The sequence below is a fragment of the Streptomyces sp. ITFR-21 genome (assembly GCF_031844685.1).
Taxonomy (GTDB): domain Bacteria; phylum Actinomycetota; class Actinomycetes; order Streptomycetales; family Streptomycetaceae; genus Actinacidiphila.
The window spans coordinates 3,511,794-3,530,902 of record NZ_CP134605.1 but is presented as its reverse complement, the minus strand read 5'-3'; the positions used below and the strand labels follow the sequence as shown (position 1 = coordinate 3,530,902).

Here is a 19,109-nt window from a genome sequence, read left to right as displayed (position 1 = left end):
GCGAGCGGGCGCGGACGGGGGAGGCGCCTCCGACAGGGCAGCGGTTATCGCGCGGAGGGCAGGCGGATGCGGAAGGTGGCGCCCTGGCCGGGGGCGGTGGTGAGGTCGACGTGGCCGCGGTGGGCGGTCATCAGGGCCGCGGCGATGGAGAGGCCGAGGCCGGCGCCGCCGCCGCGGTGGCGGCTGCGGGAGGCGTCGACGCGGTAGAAGCGCTCGAAGACGCGGGCGGCCTGTCCGGGGGTGAGGCCGGGGCCCGCGTCGGAGACCTCCAGGACGCCGTGTCCGCCCAGCGTGCCGACGCCGATACGGATCGGGGTGCCGGGCGGGGTGTGGGCGACCGCGTTGCCGACGAGGTTGGCGACGACCTGGCGCAGACGGGCCTCGTCGCCGAGGACCGGGGCCGGGCCCGGCGCGGTGCCGGGGCCGCCGGGGCCGGTCAGCGACACCGCGCGGGAGGGGTCCAGCGCGGTGGTGTCGTGCAGCGCGTCGACCGCGAGGGTGCGCAGGTCCATCGGGGCCAGCTGGACCGGGCGCTGCTCGTCCATCCGGACCAGGGTCAGCAGGTCCTCGACCAGGCCGCCGAGCCGTACCGCCTCGCTCTCGATCCGGGCCATGGTGCGCTTGACGTCGGCCTCGCCGGGCAGCGCGCCCATCCGGTAGAGCTCGGCGAAGCCGCGGATGCCGGCCAGCGGGGTGCGCAGCTCGTGGCTGGCGTCGGCGACGAAGCGCCGCATCTGCTCCTCGGAGGCGGCGCGCGCGGCGAACGCCGACTCGATCTGGGCCAGCATCCCGTTGAGCGCCGAGGAGAGCCGGCCGGCCTCGGTCCGCGGTGACGCCTGCGGCATCCGGTGGGACAGCGGCCGGCCGGCCGCGATCTCGGCTGCGGTCGCCTCGATCCGCCGCAGCGGGCGCAGCCCGGCCCGGATCGCGAACCAGGCCGCCACCCCGAGCAGTGCCGCGACCACCGCGCCGATCAGCAGGAAGCCGGTGCTGAGCCGGTCGGTGGTGGAGGACACGTCGTCCAGCGAGGCGGCCACCACCACCCCGGCGGGCAGCGCCGGGACCACCGTGCCGTCCCGGGTGACCGGCACCGTGGCCGCCCGCGGGCCGGCCGGCACGATCAGCACCCGCCAGCTGCCGCCGCCGTGGTCGGCGGAGACGTCGAACGGCTTGTCCAGGCGGGCCTTGAGGGAGGCCGCGTCCATCGACGGCCACAGCGGGCGGGGGTCGCCGGCCGCCACCGGCAGCCGGAACTGCTCCGACACGCTGCCGTCGGCCGCCGCGAAGGCCACCACGAACTGGCTCGGCAGCCACGGCCGGGCTCCGCCGCGGCCGGCCCCCGGCTGTACGTAGCGCGGCGCCGGGATCCCGTCGGTGCCGAGCCGCTGGGCGAGGGGTTGCCCGTACCGCTGGAGCTGCTGGTCCACCCGCTGCACCAGCTGGCCGCGTACCGAGCCCAGGACGACGGTGTCGCTCACCGCCAGGCCGAGCAGCACCAGGACGAGCGAGAGCAGGACCAGCCGCGAGCGCAGCGACATCGCCGACAGCCGCAGCCGGTCCGTCCGCCGGAGCCGCCGCGACAGCCGGCGCGCCCCGGACGGCCCGCCCGAGCGGAGGAGCCCGCGCGGCCCGGGGGACCCGGACGGCCCCGGCGCCCGGGACCCCTCCCCGGAGGGGAACCGCTTCACCGACCGGACCGGTCCCACGTCAGACCGCGGCCACCGGGCGGCGGAGCACGTAGCCGACCCCCCGCACCGTGTGGATCAGCTTCGGCGCCGCCGTGTCCACCTTCCGCCGCACGTAGGAGATGTACGACTCCACGATGCTCAGGTCGCCGCCGAAGTCGTACGCCCACACGTGGTCGAGGATCTGCAGCTTGGAGACGACCCGGTCGGCGTTCGCCATCAGGTACGCCAGCAGCTTGAACTCGGTCGGCGACAGGGAGACCGGCTGCCCGGCCCGGGTGACCTGGTGGCCCACCGGGTCGAGGACGAGGTCGCCCGCGACGAGCCGGCCGTCGTCGGTCGGGCCGCCGGTGCGGCGCAGGATCGCCCGGATCCGGGCGATCAGCTCCTCCAGACTGAACGGCTTGGTGACGTAGTCGTCGCCGCCCGCGGTCAGGCCGTTGATCTTGTCCTCCAGCCCGTCCTTGGCGGTGAGGAACAGCACCGGCAGCCGGTCCGCGGTGGTGCCGTGATGGGGTTCCTCGCGCAGCCGCCGCACCACCGCGAAACCGGACATGTCCGGCAGCATGACGTCGAGCACGACCAGGTCGGGCCGCTCCCGGGCCACTGCGGCCAGCGCGTCCGCCCCGGAGGCGGCGGAGACGACCTTGAACCCGACGAACCGCAGCGAGGCGGAGAGCAGTTCACGGATGTTGGGCTCGTCGTCGACGACCAGCAGGCTGGCCTCCGGCGTGTCCATGGGGCGACCTCCTGGAGCGGGTCGACCGGCCGGGCGGCCGGGCGGTACGGGCCGGGCGGTCGGCCGGCCTCGGGGGGAAACGGCGGTACGGTGCCGCGGCGGATGCCGGCCGCTGCACCGTACGCCCTGTATCTGTGCGTCCGGGGTGTCAGTCGCCGCCGCCGGTCCCACCGGCCGCGCCCGCGGCCCCGGCCGTACCCGTACCGCCGGCCGCGCCCGTACCGCCGCCGCCCTGCGCGCCGAAACCGCCGAAACCGCCGAAACCGCCCGCCGGGGCGGCGCCCTGGGTGACGGTGGTGGCCGCGATGTCGCCGTTGGGCCCCTGGCTGCCGCGGACGGTGACCGTCTGGCCGGCCTTCAGGTCGGAGACCTTGCCGTCCTTGGTCTCGCTGACCTTGGTGGAGCCGCCGGTGGTGACCTTGACGATGGCGCCCTGGGCGTCGCTGACGTAGATCGTGCTGCCGTCGACCAGCTTGACGGTGCCGAAGGTCACACCGCCGTCGGCCGCCCCCGCGGAGGCGCCGCCGGAAGCCGGGCCCGTACCGGTACCCGTACCCGCGCCGGTACCGGTGCCCGTACCGCCTCCGTAACCGCCGAAGCCGCCCGCGCCGCCGAACGTACGGCCGCCGGTCGCCCCGGTGCCCGTCCCGGTGCGTCCGCCCGCCGCCGCGAACGGGTCGGAGCGCCCGCCGCCGGGCGTGCTCTGCAGGTGGTTTTTCTCCACCAGCGCCCCGCCGGAGAACGCGCCGGCCGCCACGACGCACGCCGACAGCAGCAGCGTCAGCCAGGGCAGTCTGCGGCGCGGCGGCGCGGCCAGCTCGGCTGAGATGTCCCGGGCGTCGGGCGGCTGCGCCAGGATGTCCTCGGGCCGCTCGGCGGGCGGGCCGGCCGGTCCCTCCAGGATCTCGCCCCGCTCCAGGATCTCCAGCCCGCCGGGGCCGGCCGCGGGTTGGGGCACCATCGGCAGCAGCTCCGTGGCGGCGCCGTCCGCGGCGTCCTCACCGCCCGCGGCGCCGGAGCCGCCCGAGCCGTAGCCGCCGGTGCCGTTCCCGTCGGTGCCGTTCCCGTCGGTCGTCCTGACCAGCCCGCCTCGGCGTCGCGCCATGGCCGCCACTCCCTTGTGTGTCCTCGTCCGCTCACTGTCCGCGTCACTCATGCCGCAGCGCCTCGATGGGCCGCAGGCTCGCCGCGCGGTTGGCCGGATAGCTGCCGAAGAACAGCCCGATGGCGACGGCGATGGCGAAGGCGCCCACCACCGACTCCGGGATGATCACCGGTTTGATGCCGACGATGGTGAAGCGCGAGCCGGCCAGCCCGGCCAGCACCCCCAGACCGCCGCCGATCAGCGACAGCAGCGTGGACTCGGCCAGGAACTGGCCCAGGATGACGCCCTTGGGCGCCCCGATCGCCTTGCGGATGCCGATCTCCCGGGTCCGCTCGGTCACCGTCACCAGCATGATGTTGGTGATGCCGATCCCGCCGACCAGCAGCGAGATCGCGGCGACCGCGCCCAGCAGCACGGTGAAGGTCTTGTTGGTGTCCGACTGGGTGCTCAGCAGCGACGCCTGGCTGCTGACCCGGAAGTCCAGCGCGTTCGCGTCCCTGATGCCGTGGGTGCCCATCAGGATCGTGGTGATCTCGTTCTGCGCGGGCGTGGTGGCGTCCGCGGACTTCGCCTCGACCAGGATCTGGCTGACCGGGCCGAAGCCGGTGAACGCGTTCTGCACGGTCGGCAGCGGCGCGATCACCGTGTCGTCCGGGTCCTGGAAGCCGGTGCCGCCCTTGGTCTCCAGCACGCCGACCACGGTGAACGGGGTGCCGCCGATGACGATCTTCCTGCCGACCGGACTCACCGTGCCGAACAGGTCGGTGGCGGTGGTCGAGCCGATCACCGCGACCTTGCGGGAGTTGAGCACGTCGTCGGCGCTGAAGTAGTCGCCCTTGCCCGCGGCCACCTTGCTGTTGGACGCCTTGAAGTAGGCCGGATAGGTGCCCACGATCTGGCCGACGGTGTGCGAGGTGCCCTCGTACAGCGCGGTCTGCGAGGTGGTCACCTCGGGGGCGACCGAGTCGATGTCGGGGGCGGCGGCGGGGTCGGCCAGCGCGCGGGCGTCGTCCACGGTCAGCGGCTTGGTGCCGGTCGTGCCCGAACCGCCGCCGAAGCCGCCGCCGGAGGAGACGGTCAGCGAGTTGGTGCCGAGCTTCTCGATGGACTCCTTGACGGACTGCGAGGAGCCGTTGCCGACCGCCAGCAGGATGATCACGGCCGCGACGCCGATCAGCACGCCGAGCATGGTCAGCCCGGAGCGGACCTTGTTGGCGGCGAGGCCGCCGACCGCGAACCGCAGGGTCTCGAAGGGGTTCACCGCGCGCCTCCCGCGAGCGCCTTGGGGTGGTGGGCGGCGAACCCGGCCGCGTCGCGCAGCGCGGGCGGCGGCCCCGCGGCCGGCCCCTGCCGTACGTCGGCCACGATCCGCCCGTCCACCAGCCGGATGACGCGCTTGGCGTGCCGGGCCACCTCGTCCTCGTGGGTGATCAGGACGACGGTCCGGCCGGAGGCGTTCAGCCGGTCGATGATGCCGAGGACGTCCTCGGTACTGTGGCTGTCCAGGTTGCCGGTCGGCTCGTCGGCCAGCAGCATCGCCGGGGCGGTGACCAGTGCCCTGGCCACCGCCACGCGCTGCTGCTGGCCGCCGGACAGCTCGTTGGGCCGGTGGTCGACCCGGTCCGCCAGGCCCACCAGGGACAGCGCGGCCAGCGCCCGGCGGCGCCGCTCGGCGGTCCGCACCCCGGCGTAGGCCAGCGGGAGTTCGACCTGGGCGAGGGCGGGGGTGCGCGGCACCAGGTTGAACGACTGGAAGACGAAGCCGATCTTGCGGTTGCGTACCAGCGACAGCTGGTGCTCGTCCAGGCCGCCGACGTCGATGCCGTCCAGCAGGTAGCGGCCGGAGGTCGGCACGTCGAGGCAGCCGAGAATGTTCATCAGGGTGGACTTGCCGGAGCCGGAGCTGCCCATCACGGCCACCATGTCGCCCTGTTCGACCACCAGGTCGACGCCCGGGGACTCGCCGGTGCGCGGGTCGGGTGCGCCGCCGAGGGCGCGTACGGTCGCGTCGCCGTGACCGTACGTCTTCAGCAGCGAGCGGACCTCGATGACGGGGGCCGGTCCCCAGGGGCCGGTGTCCGCCGGCTCCCGGGTGCCGCCGGGTGCCGCGGCCTGCCACGGCTCCCGCGCTTCGCCGGCTTCCCCGGTCGCGCCGACCGCGCCGATGTCGCCCGCTTCCCCCGTGCCCCGGGCCCGCCCGGCCTCCCGGGCTCCCGCCGGTTTCTTCGGCGCGGCGTCGGCCACCCGGCGGTGCAGGCCGCCGCGGGTCCGGGCCAGCCGCTCGGTGAAGCCCTGCTTCACCCTCATCCGCGGCCACCCCCGCCGCCCAGGCCGCCGGTGCGGAAGCCGCCGCTCGTGCCGCCGAACCGGCTGCCGCCGGTGCCGATGCCGCCGGTGCCGATGCCGCCGGGGAACGCGCCGCTCGGGAAGCCGCCGTTGCCGGCCGAGGCGACCTGCGGGATCTGCACCTGCTGGCCCTCGGTGAGGCCGGCGGTGATCTGGTCGGCGCTGTCGCCCTCGACGCCCACGGTGACGCTGGTCCGGGTGGTGGAGCCGTCCTTGCCGACCACCAGGACCGTACGGGCGGCGCCGGTCCCGGAGACCGCGGCGGTCGGCACGCTGAGCGCGTCGGCCGCCTGCGCGGTGGTGACCTGGATGCTGGCGCTCAGACCGGTCCGCAGGTCGGAGGTGTCGCTGGTGATGCCGAGCGTGGCCGCGTACTGCACGGCGCTGCCGCTGCCGCTGCCGGAGCCGCCGGAGCTGGAGCCGCTGGAGACCGGCAGCGAACTGATCGACAGCACCTTGGCGTTGAGCACGGTGCCGGGCTCGGCGTTCAGCGTGACGGTGGCGGCCTGGCCGGCCTTGATCTTGAGCGCGTCGGACTCGGAGAAATCCGCCTTGACCTGCATGCCGGCCGGGTTGGTCAGCACGACGAAGCCGGTCGGGGCGGTGCCGGACGACGTGGTGGAGGCGGCGCCGCTTGACGAGGAGCCCGAACCGCCGCTCGCGCCGGAGCCGTTGCCGTTGGTGCCGGTGACGGTGTCGCCCGCCTCGGCGGCCACCGAGGCGACCGTGCCGGCCACCGGGGCCTTGAGTACGCAGCCGTCCACCGCCCGCCGGGCGGCGTCCACCGCGTTCTGGGCCTGCGTCAGCTGGGCTTGTGCCTGGGCGAGTTGAGCGGGATCCACGGTGGGGGTGGGGGTGGGCGTCGGGGTCGGCGCGACGGCGCCGGTCCCGCCTCCGGCGCCGGACGACCCGGAGTTGCCGCTGGACGCGGGCAGTTCGCCCTCCTCCACCTTGGTCAGGTTCGCCTCGGCCGCGGTCAGTGACGCCTCGTCCTGCTGGAGCGTCGCGTTCGCGTCCGTCGGGTCGACCCTGGCCAGCACCTGGCCCTTCTTCACCTTGTCGCCCGGCTTGACGTTCACCTGGGTCAGCGTGCCGCCGGTGGTGAAGTCCACGCCGGCGTCACTGGGGGAGGCCAGCGAGCCGGAGCCGGAGACAGTGGCCAGGACCGTGGTCCTGGTGACAGTCGCCACGCGGGCGCCGACCGCCGCGGAGCTCCCGCCGCCGTCGTCGTGCACCGCAGCGTAGGCGCCGCCGGCGCCCGCGAGGACCACCACGCCGAGCACGGAGTTGATCAGGACGGCCCTGCGCCGCCGTGGGAGCACCTTCATGCCGCGCATCCTGGCCGCCGCCGCCTTTGAACTCCTGGGAGAATGCTGGGAGTTCGCTGGGAGTCGCGACCCCGTCCGGGACATCCGAGCGGCGGGCGAACCGGTGTATTCAGCGCCTAGCGGACCGGAATCCGGGGCCCCGGGGGCGGGCGGGGCGCGATGTTCCCCGGGAACTCACAGCTCGGTCCCCGACAGTCCCCACCTGCGTGCGGTTCAGTCTGGCCGTCGCCTGCGTGCACCCGCTGTCCCGCGCGTGCGCGCAGGCGGCGCGATTGCGAACCGGCGGCCCCGCTCGGGCCCGCCGGGGCTCGCCCGAGCTTTTCCGAGGGGACGTACGGACATGACCTGGACCACCACCAGCAAGAGTGCCGGGGCCCGGACCGCGCTGCGGGCCGGCGTGTCCGTGACCGCGCTCGCCGCGGCGGGGGCACTGCTGCTCACCGCGTGCTCGTCGTCCTCCGGCTCCTCCGGCTCCTCGGACGCGGACGCCAGGCCGTCCGGGTCGGTGTCGGCGGCGGCCCCCGGCGGGAGTACGGCGCCGGGCGGCGCGAACGACGCGGCGGCGATGGACAAGTACCGGCAGTGCCTGGCACAGCACGGCGTCAACCTGCCCACGTTCAACCGGCCGTCGGGCGGCGCGCGGCCCTCGGGCCGGCCGTCCGGGCGGCCCAGCGGCGGTTACGGCGGCGACCGGGGCGGCGCGGGCGGCGGCTACTTCCCCGGCCTCGGCGGCGCCTCGCCCGACGCGGCCACCCAGAAGGCGCTCACCGCCTGCGCGTCGCTGCGCCCGCAGTTCGGCGACCGGGGCGGGGCCGGCGGGGGCGGCGCCGACAGCAGCGCGTTCCAGGCGTTCACCAGCTGCCTGAAGGACCACGGCGTGGTACTGCCCACCGCCGCCGCGCCCTCCCCGGGCGCCACCAACCGCCCCGGCGGCGGCTTCGGCGGCTTCCGCGGCATCGACACCTCCGACCCCAAGACGGCGAAGGCGTACGACACCTGCAAGCCGCTGCTGCCTCAGCAGCCTTCAGGCGCGCCTTCGGCGAGCCCCTCGGGCCAGTAGCCCTCCAGGATGCGCAGCGGCGGCAGCGACAGCTTCTCGGCCACGAACGCCGAGGTCAGGATTGCGACGACCACCGCGACAACGACCGTGATCTGCGGTACGGCGGGCAGTCCGGCGAACTGCCGCCCAACCTGGCGCACCCCGCCGAACCCGCGGCGGCTCGGCCGGGCGGCGAGCCCGCCCACCCAGAAGATCCCCGCGGGGGTGAGCAGCCGGACCAGCATCTCGGCGGCCAGGCCCTCGCCGGCCCGCTCACCGAACCTGGTGAGCATCAGGACGCGCGCTCGTGGCGGATCCCGTCCACGGCGCAGACCGGCACCGGGTCCAGCACACTGAACCGGTACCCCTCCCGCCCGCACCGCGGGCACACGTACCGCAGCCCCGGTACGGTCGCGTCGCCGCCCTGCGGCTGGAACGCCCGGTACTTACTCGCGCGGCACCGCGAGCGCCCGCCGTATCCACTCCCGGGTCGCCGCGTGCCCCGTCAGCAGCGTCAGCAGCGTCAGCACCGGCACCCTGACCGGCTCCCCCGCCGCCCCGCGCGCCAGCAGCTCCGCCAGCTCCCGCTCGATCGGCTGCGCGTCGGCCCCGGCCAGCTCCCGGAGATACGGCCGCACGGCGACCGCCGAGGCCAGCACTTCCTCTCCGTCCACTGCTGGGCGTCCTCGGGCGCGGCGGCCGGGCCGACGACGTGGCGATCGGCAGCCTGTTCTCCTGGACGCCGGGCCTCGGCGTCTTCTTCCTCACCCTCTCCACCACCTCCCGCAGCGGCGGAGACGACGGCGCGGGCGTCAGCGTCCTGTCCGGCTCGGTCTTCGGCCTGGCGGCCGGCCGGGCGTACGCGGCCACCACCGTCGGGAGGCGGCCGCCGCCACCGCTCCCGGCGCCTGATCCGTCCGGACCTGTTTCCGCCCGCCCGTGGTGGAAAGCCGAGGGGCAGGAGCGGGGTCGCCGCCGGCGCCCGCCAGATACCCGGCTACCCGGCTACTGGGGACGAAGGACGGAGGTGACGGCCGTGACACACGTCGACGGGGCCGACCGATCGGTGGGCACGCTGGTGAAGCAGGGCACCGAGCAGCTGTCCCAGCTGGTGCGGCAGGAACTCAGACTCGCCCAGGCGGAACTCACCCAGAAGGGCAAGCGGGCCGGTGTGGGCGGCGGACTCTTCGGCGCCGCGGCGCTGTTCGCCTTCTTCGGGCTGGCCGCCCTCATCGTGACGGTGATCGCCGCCATCCCGCTGTCGGTGTGGCTCGCCTCACTGATCGTCGCGGGCGGGCTGCTGGCCCTGGCCGGTGTCCTCGCGCTGCTCGGAAAACACGAGGTCAAGCAGGCCGTACCGCCGGTGCCCGGCGAGGCGGTCGGCAGCATGCGGCAGGACGTGGAAACGATCAGGGAAAGGGCGAGGCGATGACGCAGGGCGACCGCCGGACTCCGGGAACACCCGGCCGGCACACCGATCCGGCCCTGGCCGAACTCGAACAGGAGATCGCGGAGACCCGCGAGCGGCTCGGCGAGACCGTCGAGGAACTGGCCGCCAAGGCCGACGTTCCCGCTCGGGCCAAGGCCAAGGCCCAGCGGACCGCCACCCGGGTCCGCGCCACCGCCCACCGCGCGGAGGCCAAGGCCGCCGCCACCAGGGACAAGGTCACGGGCAAGGTCGGCGCGGCCAAGGACGAGGCCGCGGGCCGCGCGACCGGGGCCAGGGACGAGGCAGCCGGACGGGTGACGGCCGCGAAGGACGAGGCGGCAGGGCGCGTCGCCGCGGCCAGGGACAAGGCGGCCGCCGCCAAGGACGAGGCCGTGGCGCGCGTGGCCGCGGCCAGGGACAAGGCCGCGGATGAGGTCGCGGGGCACGTGGGCGCGGCCGACGAGGCGGCCCGGCAGAGCGGCTCCCACCTCGCCGACAGCGCGCACGCGGCCGGCGCGCGGGTCGGCGCGCGGGTCGGCGCGAAGTTCAACCGCCTCTCGGACGACCGGTGGCGCGGTACCTACCTCCCGCTGGCCGCCGGGGCCACCGCGGCGCTCAGTACGGGCGCGGTCCTCTGGCTGAGGCACCGGAGCGAACGCGGATGAAGGCCGTCGCGATCGCCTACAAACCCGTCGGCCTCCTGGTCGGCGTCGCCGGCGGCATGCTGGCCGGCGCGGTCTTCTCGCAGATCTGGAAGCTGGCCACGCACGACGACGACGCTCCCGACATGCTCGACGCGGACCGCGGCTGGGGCGAGGTGCTGGCCGCCGCGGCCCTGCACGGGGCCGTCTTCGCCGTCGTCAGGGGCACCCTCAACCGGGCGGGCGCCGCCGGCGTCCGCCGCCTCACCGGCACCTGGCCCAAGGGCTGACCGGGGGAGGGCGCCGGGGGCCGGGGGAAGGCGCCGAAGCCCGGCACCGGTGCGGTCCCCTGCCGCGTCACGACCGCCGCGTGCCCGGACCCGGCGCCTCTCCCGAGGTGCCGGGTCCGGGTGCGGATGCGGGGGTCAGGCGTGCGGGACGGCGGGGATGCCGAGGTCGACGGGGGTGCCGGCGCCCGGCGGGGTCTTGCAGACATCGTGACAGTTCTTCTCCAGGCTGCAGCACAGCGAGCAGATCGGGCCGGAGTGGAAGGGGCAGCCGGCCATGTCGGGGCGCTCGAACTCCTCGGAGCAGACGGCGCAGGTCATGGTGACGGCGGACAGCAGCCCGCTGTCGAGGAAGAGCGGCTCCTCCTGGTCGTCGGTCCGGGCGATGTAGTACTTGCCCTTGGTCACGACCGCGAAGAGCGGCGAGAGCACCATCGCCACCGCCAGCGCGATGAACGGCGAGAACGCCTTCCCGTACGCGCCGAAGGCGTGGAAGTACGCGGAGATGGAGACGGCGGAGGCGATCAGCATGGAGCCGAAGCCGACCGGGTTGAAGTTGTAGAGGTGGGCCCGCTTGAACTCGATGTACGAAGGGCTCAGCTTCAGCGGCTTGTTGATGACGAGGTCGGCGACCACCGCGCCGATCCAGGCGATGGCCACGTTGGAGTAGAAGGCCAGCACCGTGTTGAGGAAGCCGAAGACGCCGAACTCCATGAGGGCCAGCGCGATGCCCACGTTGAGGAAGATGTAGACGACGCGGCCGGGGTGCCGGTGGGTGAGGCGGGAGAAGAAGTTGGACCAGGACAGCGAACCCGAGTAGGCGTTGGTCGTGTTGATCTTGATCTGGGAGAGGATCACGAAGAACGTGGCCAGCCCCAGCGCGACCGGCGCCGCGAAGGTGTGAATGCCCGAGACGAACTGCTGGATGGGCTCGTCGGCCTTGACCAGGCCCACGTTGTCGGCGACGTAGAACGCCAGGAACGCGCCGCCGAGTTGCTTGGCCGCGCCGAGGATCACCCAGCCGGGTCCGGCGCTGAGCACCGCGGCCCACCACTTCTTGGCGTTCTCCGTGGTCTTGTCCGGCATGAACCGCAGGTAGTCGACCTGTTCGCCGATCTGCGCGATGAGCGAGAGCGCGACGCCCGCGCCGGCTCCGACACCGAGCAGGCTGAGCGAGGAGCCGGTGGGCGAGTTGCCGGCGAAGTGGGTGAACCGGGAGAAGCTCTCCGGCTTCTGGATCGCGATGGAGACGAACGGGGCCACCATCAGGACCAGCCACACCGGCTGCGTCCACACCTGCATCTTCGACAGCGCGGTCATCCCGAAGAACACCAGCGGCAGGATGATCAGCGAACAGATCAGGTACCCGACCGCGAGCGGGATGTGCATGCCCAGATCGAGCGCCTGGGCCATGATCGAGCCCTCGAGCGAGAAGAAGATGAAGGTGAAGCTCGCGTAGATGATCGAGGTGAGGGTGGACCCCAAGTAGCCGAATCCCGCGCCCCGGGTGAGCAGATCCATGTCGATCGAGTACTTGGCCGAGTAGTACGAGATCGGAATTCCGGTGAGGAAGATGGTCACCGCCGCGGCGAGAATGGCGACCAGCGCGCTCTGGAATCCGTTGGAGATCGCTATGGAGCCACCGATGGCGAAGTCGGCGAGGTAGGCGATGCCGCCCAGCGCGGTGGTGGCGACGACGTACGGCGACCAGCGGCGGAAGGACTTGGGCGCGTAGCGCAGCGAGTAGTCCTCCAGCGTGGTGTTCTGCGTCCAGCCGTTGTAGCGGCGGGTGGTGGCGCCGTCGTCGGCGCCGGGGGGCGTTTGCGCGTCGATGATCTCCGTCACGGGTGTTCTCTCTTCCGCCCACAGGATTTCGCCCCCGGACACTCCGGGTGGCGTTGGAAGAGTCCCGCCGGATTGTTTCCCGGCAGTTTCCGGTCCTTTAAATTGCGGGACCTCGCGGCAGAATTGCGCGACGCGCGTAGAATTCAAACGGAGGGGAATTCGTGAATACCGCGGAAAAGCGGGTACGGCGGAATTCCCGGCGCATGGGCGGCCCGCCGGGCCGGGCGGTCGCGCCGCGCCGGCACCGATCACGCCGGCCGGCCGTACCGGCCGGCCGACCGGGCACCCCTGCCTCCCCATTGTTTCCCCTAGAAAGTATTTCTGTGGGAAGGTAATGTCAACGCCCGTGCACAGGCGGGCCGTCCACAGTCCCCGCGCGCCAACCCCCGGAGAGGAGTTCAGAGTTGGGCGACGACATCGAAATCGAAGGCGTCCGCCCGCGCGAGGTAGACCCGCTGGTCCAGATGGTTGCCGCGCAGCCGCAGCACGCCCCGCGGCCCTTCGTACGCCACCGGCTCCCGTACCGCCCGCATCGCCCCGACGTCCAGCGAGCCGGCCCGCGCCGCCAGCGCGGCCAGCAGCATCATTCCCTCGAAGCAGGACTCGCCGAGGCTGCCGACCACCGGCGCCGACACCCCGAAGCGGCGGGCGTAGCGCCGGTTGAAGTCCAGCGACTCGGCGGTCGCCAGCGTCTCGAAGTAGCCGGAGGCCGCCCACAGTCCGCCGGTCGCCTCGGCGCCGGTGGCCAGCAGCATGTTCTCGTCCATGTGCGTGCTCAGCCGCACGCACCGCTCGTGCAGCCCGTACCCGGCGAACGCCCGGTTGAAGCGGACCGCGTCACCGCCCACCAGCAGCATCAGCACCGCGTCCACGGCCGCCCGTTCGATCCGGCGCAGCACCGGGCCGAAGTCCCGCGTGCCCAGCGGCAGGAACGCCTCGCCCACCATCGCCCCGCCGCACTCGCGGGCGTAGGCGCGGGCGACCCGGGCGGTGGCGCGCGGCCACACGTAGTCGTTGCCGACCGTGCACCAGCGCCGTACCCCGGTCGACGCGGCCAGCAGCCGCATCGCGGGCAGCAGTTGGCGCAGATCGGTCTCGCCGGTCAGGAACACCCCCGGGGTCCGCTCACCGCCCTCGTACTGCGCGGTGTAGACGTACGGCACCAGGTGCGCGATCCGTGGCGCGAGCGCCTTGCGGACCGCGGAGATGTGCCAGCCGACGACCGCGTCCACCGCCCCCAGCCGTACCAGCGCGGCCACTTCGGCGGCGACCTGCTCCGGCGCGCCGCCGCCGTCCACCGCCACCAGCCGCACCTCGCGGCCCAGCACGCCCCCGGCCGCGTTGAGTTCCTCGGCGGCCAGCCGGGCGGACAGCTCGCACGACGGCCCGAGGATGCCGCCGGGGCCGTGCAGCGGCACCACCAGCGCCACGGTCAGCGTGTCCTCGGCGCCCAGCCGCGGCGCCGCCGCGGGCGCCACCGGCCGAGCCGGTCCTACCGGTCTGTCCGGGTCAGCTGCTCCCGGGATCAACAGGCCACCTCCGGGAGGGAGTTGTGGGCGGGGGATCGTAAACCCGGCCCCGGCTCCCTCGCCAAGACCCCTAATGTGGCCGAACAGTAGACCTACGGAAGGATCCCGGCAAACATGTCGCCCGAGCCGTCGGACCAGCGGCCCCCGGAGCCGCCCTACGACCTCGCCCACCTCGTCAGCCACACCGAACGCCGCCTGGTGCAGCGGCTCGCCGCGCTGCTGGCGGAGGAGGGCTGCGCGGTGGAGCAGTGGCGCGTGCTGTCCGCCGTCGGCGACGGCGGCGGCCACCCCATGACGGAGATCGCCGAGTACGCGCTGCTGCCCGCGCCCAGTCTGACGAAGCTGGTCGACCGGATGGTCGCCGACAACCTCGTCTACCGGCGGCCCGACCCGGACGACCGCCGCCGGGTGCTGCTGTACCTGGCCGCACGCGGCCGCATCCTCCACCAGCGCTGCGCGCACCGGGTGGCCGAGGACCAGGCGGCACTGCTGTCGGCCCTACCCGGCCCCCCGGACGAACTCGCCCGCGCGCTGGCCGAGTTGACCGAAACGCTCATCTCTTGGCCGACGCGGGCCGCGAGCCCGCGCCGGCTGCGCTGAGCCGCCGGCACGGGTGAGGCGCCGGGCGCGGCGCAGCGCCGGGCGCGGCCGGCGGACGGACCGTGCGCGTTCGTACGTCCAGGGCAGCGGGGCCGGTGGCGCCTGGTCCCGCGCCGGTACGCGGGCGGTCCCGGCGGGCGCCGACAGCCGCCCGGCCGCCCGGCAGGCACCGGGCACCGGGCACCGGCGGTGAACGGCCGGCGGGCCCGCCGGGCAGCCGGTCTCACGACCAGCCGTAGAGCTCCTTCAGCCGGTTGACCACCAGGTTGAACCGCCCCCGGTCCAGCGCGCACGCCTCACGGCGCATGCCCTGCTCGTGCACGCGTATCACCCGGTCGACGGCCACCCACGAGTCGCGGCCCGCGCGGTCCCAGGGGCCGGCGCCGATGGCGACCCAGTCGCGGTCCTCGTCGTGGCGCTTGCTGGAGAGCTGGACCGCGAGCAGGGTGCCCCCGCTCTCGCGGGCCACCACCAGGACCGGGCGGTCCTTGCCCCGGCCGTCGTTCTCCTCGAACGGCACCCAGGTCCAGACGATCTCGCCCGGGTCGGGGTCGCCGTCGTGGGCCGGGGCGTACTCGGTACGGACCCGGCCCACCTGGTGCGGGTCGGCTTCGGTGGTGGCATGCGGGCCGCCGGAGCCCGGGAACTCGGCATGTTCGTCGGTGAAGGTCGTCACGCCGAAGACGGTAGAGCCTCACCCCGCCGGCCGGCGCACCAGGGGCTCACCGACAGCCGCCCGCCGACCGACCCGCAGGCCCGAACCTTCTGCCGGCCCGGCCCCCGGCCCCGGTCGCCCAGCCGACCCGGCCCCCGCCGTCCGACCGACCCGCCGACCCAACCCCGGCCCCTGCCGCCCCGCAGGCCGACCCCCCGTCGGCCCGGCCCCCGCCGCCCCGCAGGCTCGGCCGTCCCGGCCGGCCGGCCTTCCCGGACGCGGGCCGGCCGGCCTCACCAGCGCCCGTGCACCTGCGCCCTGATCCGCCGGTCGTACAGGTCCCGCACCGCGTCCAGCGTGCCGGGGTCCAGCGGGCCGAGGCCGGCCGCCGCCGCGTTCGCGCGGGCCTGCGCCACCGAGCGGGCGCCGGGGATGACGGAGGTGACGCCGGGCTGCTGGATGATCCAGCGCAGCGCGGTCTGCGCGGGCGTGGTGCCCTCGGGCGCCAGCCCGGCGAACTCCGCGGCGGCTTCCAGGCCCGTTGCGTAGTCGACGCCGGAGAACGTCTCGCCCTGGTCGAACGCCTCGCCGCGCCGGTTGTAGCTGCGGTGGTCGTCGGCGGCGAACACCGTGTCCCGGGTGTACTTGCCGGTCAGCAGCCCGGACGCCAGCGGGACCCGGGCGATGACGCCCACACCGGCCGCGACGGCCGCCGGCAGCACCTCGTCCAGCGGCTTGAGCCGGAACGGGTTGAGGATGATCTGCACGCTCGCCACGCCCGGCCGGGCGATCGCCGTCAGCGCCTCCGCGGCCGTCTCCACGCTCACCGCGTAGTGGGCGATCCGCTTCTCGGCGACCAGGGTGTCCAGCGCGTCGAAGACCTCGTCGGAGGAGTAGACGGCGGTGGGCGGGCAGTGCAGTTGCACCAGGTCGAGGGTGTCCACGCCGAGGTTGGCCCGCGAACGGTCGTTCCAGGCGCGGAAGTTGTCCAACACGTAGTTCTCCGGGAGCTGTTCGGCCCGGCGGCCCATCTTGGTGGCGACGAGCACGCCCGCGTCCGGCCGCTCCCGCAGGTACCGGCCGATCAGCTGCTCGCTGCGCCCGTCGCCGTACACGTCGGCGGTGTCGAAGAAGGTCACACCGTCCGCCACGGCGGCGTCCAGCACCGCGAGGGCGTCCTCCTCCCGTACCGCGCCCCAGCCGGCGCCCAACTGCCACGTCCCCAGCCCGACCACGGACACCGCGCGGCCCGTCCTGCCCAGAATTCGCTGCTCCATGGAGCCGATGCTACGTCGCCGAGCTGCGCGGACGGCCGCGCGGCCGGAGCGGTCACGCGGCCGGAGCGGTCACGCGGCGGTGTCCGGCCGGGCCGGGCCGAGGGACTCCTGGTCCGGCGCCGGCCGACTCGGTGGCATGGGCGTTCTCCTGTGGGGGTGTGCGGGCCGGCGGGCGCCGGTGGCCGCGGCCGGTGGTACCCGCCGCGGGACGGGGGCCCGTGGCGCCGCGGTCGACGATGCCCGCCGCGGAGCCGCCCGCGGGGGCCCCTGACGGCCGCTTGACACCGCGGCGGCGTCCCCTGACGCGCCGCGCGGGGAGCGCGCCGCGCGGTCCGGGTCCTGACAACGGCGCGTCAACGTGCCGCCCCGAGGTCGCGCTAATGGACGAGCTGCCGCACACCAACCCGCCCGGCAGCCGCAACGCCAAGCGCTGGCAGTCGCGGTGAGGCGGCTCCCCGGCCGCGGGCGGCGGTCGCTATCCCACGTGCACCCGGGGGCGGCGGGCCGGGTCCGGTTCGGCCTCGCGCAGCACCTCGCGGGTGACCGGGGCGACCTCGCCGTGGCCGAAGAGGAAGAAGCGGAAGAAGTTGGCGAACGGACTGCCCTCGGTCCACTCGAAGTAGATGTTCGGCCTGCCGCCGGTGGTGTCCCGCACGTGCAGCAGGAACGCGGCCAGCGCGTTGGGCACCGAGGTGCTCTCCAGCGCCAGGACCCGGTAGCGGTCGTGCAGCACCTGGCCGCGGACGTGGACCGCCGACTCGAACTCGGAGGCGTCCAGGACGGTCACCTCGACGAAGATCAGGTCGTCCTCGGGCGGGATGTCGTTGTCGGCCCTGATCTGGTGCGCCTTGTCGCGGTACTCGGCCACGTCCCGCCGGTCCGGTTCGTTGGCGATGAAGCGGATCCGGCGGCTGGCGATGTCCCGCACGAACCGGGCCGCCATGTCGTCCAGCTCCACGCCGGTCACCCGCAGCTCGTACGAGCGGGCCAGCCGGGACAGCAGCGACACCAGCACGATGCCGCCGATGAAGCAGGCGCCGATCTTGACCCCGTCCGGGCGCTCCACGACGTTGACCACCGTGGTGTACGCGAACACCACCGCGATGATCCCGAAGCCGACCGTCGACTTGCGCTGGCGCAGCCGGCGGGCCGCGATGGTGACCGCGACGGCCGCCGAGCTCATCAGCACCAGCACACCGGTGGCGTACGCGCCGCCCTGCCTGTCGACGCTCGCGTCGAAGATCCACGTCACCAGGAACGCGACCAGCGTGAACACCAGCACCATCGGCCGTACCGCGCGCGCCCAGTGCGGCGCCATCCCGTACCGCGGCAGGTACCGCGGCATCAGGTTGAGCAGGCCGGCCATCGCGGAGGCGCCGGCGAACCAGAGGATCGCGATGGTGGAGAAGTCGTAGACCGTGCCGAAGGCGGAGCCCAGTTCCCGGTGCGCCAGGAACGCCAGCGCCCGCCCGTTGGCCTGGCCGCCGACCTGGAACTCCGACGTCGGGATCAGCACGGTGGTGATGAAACTGGTCGTGATCAGGAACACGCTCATGATCAGCGCGGCCGTGGTCAGCAGCTTCTTGGTGCCCCGGATCCGGCCGGCCGGGCTCTCCTCGGTGTCGTCCGGGTCGCCCTTGACGTGCGGCATGACCGCGACCCCGGTCTCGAAGCCGGACATGCCCAGCGCCAGCTTCGGGAAGATCAGCAGGGACACCCCGATCATCACGAAGACGTTGCCGCGCTCGGCGGTCAGCCCCTGCCGCCAGTCCGTCACCAGCTCCGGGGCGGTCAGTACGTGCCACAGCCCGTCGCCGACCACCACGACGTTCAGCGCCAGATAGAGGGCCACCAGCACCACCGCGACCCCGACGGCCTCCAGGAAGCCCTTGAGGAACACCGCGCCGAGCAGCGCCACCAGCAGCAGCGTGATCAGCAGCTGGTGGCTGTGCAGGGCACCCGCGAAGTGCGGGTTCTCCGCCAGGTGGGTGGAGGCGTCGGCCGCCGACAAGGTGATGGTGATCAGGAAGTCGGTCGCCGCGAAGCCCAGCAGCGCCAGCACGAACAGCTTGCCCTTCCAGAGGGACAGCAGCCGCTCCAGCATCGCGATCGAGCCCTCGCCGTGCGGGCTGTCCTCCGCGACCCGCCGGTAGACCGGCAGCGCGCCGGCCAGCGTCACGATCAGGAGGACGACGGTGGCGATCGGCGAGAGCAGCCCGGCGGCGAGCGCGGCGATGCCCGGCTGGTAGCCGAGGGTGGAGAAGTAGTCCACACCGGTCAGGCACATCACCCGCCACCAGCGCTGCCCCTGGTGCCCGGTGGGCTCGGCGGCCCGGCGCCGCTCGGGCCCGCCGGGCTCCTCCCCGCCCTGCCGCGGCTGGTTCTTGGCGATGTCGGACAGTCCCTCCAGCAGCCAGGCCCGAAGGCCGCCGGTCGGGGCGGTGGTGGCCAAGATCGGGCTCCTGTCGTACGGCGGCCGGGGCGGCTGCCGGGAGGGGGTGGGCGGTCCCGCGCCGGCGTCACGACACAACGGCGCGAGCGGGCGTAGGCAAGCGTATGCACGCGGGTCCCGGCGACTGCCGCATCCCTAGCGGTTTCTTGACG

Annotated in this window: 18 protein-coding genes; 5 read left to right on the top strand and 13 right to left on the bottom strand. The window is 74.1% G+C overall.

Annotated features, from left to right (window positions below):
• Positions 1-44 precede the first annotated feature (44 nt).
• The 6 genes from RLT57_RS15470 to RLT57_RS15445 all read right to left on the bottom strand — a co-directional run bounded on the left by RLT57_RS15470 (position 45) and on the right by RLT57_RS15445 (position 7,203).
• A complete protein-coding gene (locus RLT57_RS15470) occupies positions 45-1,538 on the bottom strand; it encodes a sensor histidine kinase (protein ID WP_311297977.1) in 1,494 nt (497 codons plus the stop codon).
• 169 nt (positions 1,539-1,707) lie between these two features.
• Positions 1,708-2,424, bottom strand: coding sequence for a response regulator transcription factor (locus RLT57_RS15465; RefSeq protein ID WP_311297976.1), 717 nt, complete (start codon positions 2,422-2,424; stop codon positions 1,708-1,710).
• 148 nt (positions 2,425-2,572) lie between these two features.
• Positions 2,573-3,529 carry a hypothetical protein gene (locus RLT57_RS15460; RefSeq protein WP_311297975.1) on the bottom strand — a complete coding sequence of 319 codons (957 nt, stop codon included), beginning with the start codon at positions 3,527-3,529 and terminating at the stop codon, positions 2,573-2,575.
• A 43-nt stretch (positions 3,530-3,572) separates the two neighbouring features.
• Positions 3,573-4,790, bottom strand: coding sequence for an ABC transporter permease (locus RLT57_RS15455; RefSeq protein WP_311297974.1), 1,218 nt, complete (start codon positions 4,788-4,790; stop codon positions 3,573-3,575).
• The gene (locus tag RLT57_RS15450) at positions 4,787-5,836 is read right to left on the bottom strand and encodes an ABC transporter ATP-binding protein (RefSeq protein WP_311297973.1); all 1,050 of its coding nucleotides are present in this window, start codon (positions 5,834-5,836) and stop codon (positions 4,787-4,789) included. Before RLT57_RS15450 ends, RLT57_RS15455 begins: the two co-directional genes overlap by 4 nt.
• Complete coding sequence (locus tag RLT57_RS15445; protein WP_311297972.1) at positions 5,833-7,203, bottom strand: efflux RND transporter periplasmic adaptor subunit; 1,371 nt, start codon at positions 7,201-7,203, stop codon at positions 5,833-5,835. The genes RLT57_RS15450 and RLT57_RS15445 overlap by 4 nt, the downstream gene beginning before the upstream one ends.
• Before the next feature lie 340 nt (positions 7,204-7,543).
• On the opposite strand from RLT57_RS15445, the gene RLT57_RS15440 reads away from it, so the two are divergent.
• Positions 7,544-8,263, top strand: a complete 720-nt coding sequence (locus tag RLT57_RS15440) for a hypothetical protein (RefSeq protein ID WP_311297971.1) — start codon at positions 7,544-7,546, stop codon at positions 8,261-8,263.
• Here the strand turns inward: RLT57_RS15440 and RLT57_RS15435 are convergent.
• Positions 8,218-8,535: a hypothetical protein gene (locus RLT57_RS15435; RefSeq protein WP_311297970.1), complete on the bottom strand. Its 318-nt coding sequence runs from the start codon at positions 8,533-8,535 to the stop codon at positions 8,218-8,220. The two genes, RLT57_RS15440 and RLT57_RS15435, sit on opposite strands and share 46 nt — an antisense overlap.
• Positions 8,536-8,688: 153 nt before the next feature.
• Positions 8,689-8,916, bottom strand: coding sequence for a hypothetical protein (locus tag RLT57_RS15430; RefSeq protein WP_311297969.1), 228 nt, complete (start codon positions 8,914-8,916; stop codon positions 8,689-8,691).
• A gap of 38 nt (positions 8,917-8,954) precedes the next feature.
• Here RLT57_RS15430 and RLT57_RS15425 point away from each other — a divergent pair, with 38 nt between their 5' ends.
• Genes RLT57_RS15425 through RLT57_RS15415 form a run of 3 tightly spaced genes read left to right on the top strand, consistent with a single transcriptional unit; the run spans position 8,955 to position 10,602 of the window.
• Positions 8,955-9,674, top strand: a complete 720-nt coding sequence (locus RLT57_RS15425) for a phage holin family protein (protein WP_311297968.1) — start codon at positions 8,955-8,957, stop codon at positions 9,672-9,674.
• Positions 9,671-10,336, top strand: a complete 666-nt coding sequence (locus RLT57_RS15420; protein ID WP_311297967.1) for a DUF3618 domain-containing protein — start codon at positions 9,671-9,673, stop codon at positions 10,334-10,336. The genes RLT57_RS15425 and RLT57_RS15420 overlap by 4 nt, the downstream gene beginning before the upstream one ends.
• A complete protein-coding gene (locus RLT57_RS15415) occupies positions 10,333-10,602 on the top strand; it encodes a DUF4235 domain-containing protein (protein ID WP_311297966.1) in 270 nt (89 codons plus the stop codon). The genes RLT57_RS15420 and RLT57_RS15415 overlap by 4 nt, the downstream gene beginning before the upstream one ends.
• 135 nt (positions 10,603-10,737) lie before the next feature.
• On the opposite strand, the gene RLT57_RS15410 is transcribed toward RLT57_RS15415, so the two are convergent.
• Together RLT57_RS15410 and RLT57_RS15405 are read right to left on the bottom strand one after the other, a co-directional pair.
• Positions 10,738-12,444 (bottom strand): purine-cytosine permease family protein, encoded by a 1,707-nt coding sequence (locus tag RLT57_RS15410; protein WP_399128735.1) that lies wholly within the window; start codon positions 12,442-12,444, stop codon positions 10,738-10,740.
• Between the two features lie 398 nt (positions 12,445-12,842).
• On the bottom strand, positions 12,843-13,922 hold the full coding sequence (locus tag RLT57_RS15405) for a substrate-binding domain-containing protein (RefSeq protein ID WP_311297965.1): 1,080 nt from the start codon (positions 13,920-13,922) through the stop codon (positions 12,843-12,845).
• A gap of 165 nt (positions 13,923-14,087) precedes the next feature.
• Between RLT57_RS15405 and RLT57_RS15400 the strand changes: the two genes are divergently transcribed.
• Positions 14,088-14,573, top strand: a complete 486-nt coding sequence (locus RLT57_RS15400) for a MarR family winged helix-turn-helix transcriptional regulator (protein ID WP_311297964.1) — start codon at positions 14,088-14,090, stop codon at positions 14,571-14,573.
• 223 nt (positions 14,574-14,796) lie between these two features.
• Here the strand turns inward: RLT57_RS15400 and RLT57_RS15395 are convergent, their stop codons facing one another.
• The 3 genes from RLT57_RS15395 to RLT57_RS15385 form a co-directional block, all read right to left on the bottom strand.
• Positions 14,797-15,249: a type II toxin-antitoxin system PemK/MazF family toxin gene (locus tag RLT57_RS15395; RefSeq protein WP_311297963.1), complete on the bottom strand. Its 453-nt coding sequence runs from the start codon at positions 15,247-15,249 to the stop codon at positions 14,797-14,799.
• Between the two features lie 272 nt (positions 15,250-15,521).
• Positions 15,522-16,505: an aldo/keto reductase gene (locus RLT57_RS15390; RefSeq protein WP_311297962.1), complete on the bottom strand. Its 984-nt coding sequence runs from the start codon at positions 16,503-16,505 to the stop codon at positions 15,522-15,524.
• Between the two features lie 475 nt (positions 16,506-16,980).
• On the bottom strand, positions 16,981-18,957 hold the full coding sequence (locus RLT57_RS15385) for an amino acid transporter (protein ID WP_311297961.1): 1,977 nt from the start codon (positions 18,955-18,957) through the stop codon (positions 16,981-16,983).
• Positions 18,958-19,109 lie beyond the last annotated feature (152 nt).

Excerpts from the sequence above, each read along its gene's own strand:
- RLT57_RS15470 (WP_311297977.1), bottom strand. The coding sequence starts at position 1,538 with ATGTCGCTGCGCTCGCGGCTGGTCCTGCTCTCGCTCGTCCTGGTGCTG.
- RLT57_RS15465 (WP_311297976.1), bottom strand. The coding sequence starts at position 2,424 with ATGGACACGCCGGAGGCCAGCCTGCTGGTCGTCGACGACGAGCCCAAC.
- RLT57_RS15460 (WP_311297975.1), bottom strand. The coding sequence starts at position 3,529 with ATGGCGCGACGCCGAGGCGGGCTGGTCAGGACGACCGACGGGAACGGC.
- RLT57_RS15450 (WP_311297973.1), bottom strand. The coding sequence starts at position 5,836 with ATGAGGGTGAAGCAGGGCTTCACCGAGCGGCTGGCCCGGACCCGCGGC.
- RLT57_RS15445 (WP_311297972.1), bottom strand. The coding sequence starts at position 7,203 with ATGAAGGTGCTCCCACGGCGGCGCAGGGCCGTCCTGATCAACTCCGTG.
- RLT57_RS15440 (WP_311297971.1), top strand. The coding sequence starts at position 7,544 with ATGACCTGGACCACCACCAGCAAGAGTGCCGGGGCCCGGACCGCGCTG.
- RLT57_RS15435 (WP_311297970.1), bottom strand. The coding sequence starts at position 8,535 with ATGCTCACCAGGTTCGGTGAGCGGGCCGGCGAGGGCCTGGCCGCCGAG.
- RLT57_RS15420 (WP_311297967.1), top strand. The coding sequence starts at position 9,671 with ATGACGCAGGGCGACCGCCGGACTCCGGGAACACCCGGCCGGCACACC.
- RLT57_RS15415 (WP_311297966.1), top strand. The coding sequence starts at position 10,333 with ATGAAGGCCGTCGCGATCGCCTACAAACCCGTCGGCCTCCTGGTCGGC.
- RLT57_RS15400 (WP_311297964.1), top strand. The coding sequence starts at position 14,088 with ATGTCGCCCGAGCCGTCGGACCAGCGGCCCCCGGAGCCGCCCTACGAC.
- RLT57_RS15390 (WP_311297962.1), bottom strand. The coding sequence starts at position 16,505 with ATGGAGCAGCGAATTCTGGGCAGGACGGGCCGCGCGGTGTCCGTGGTC.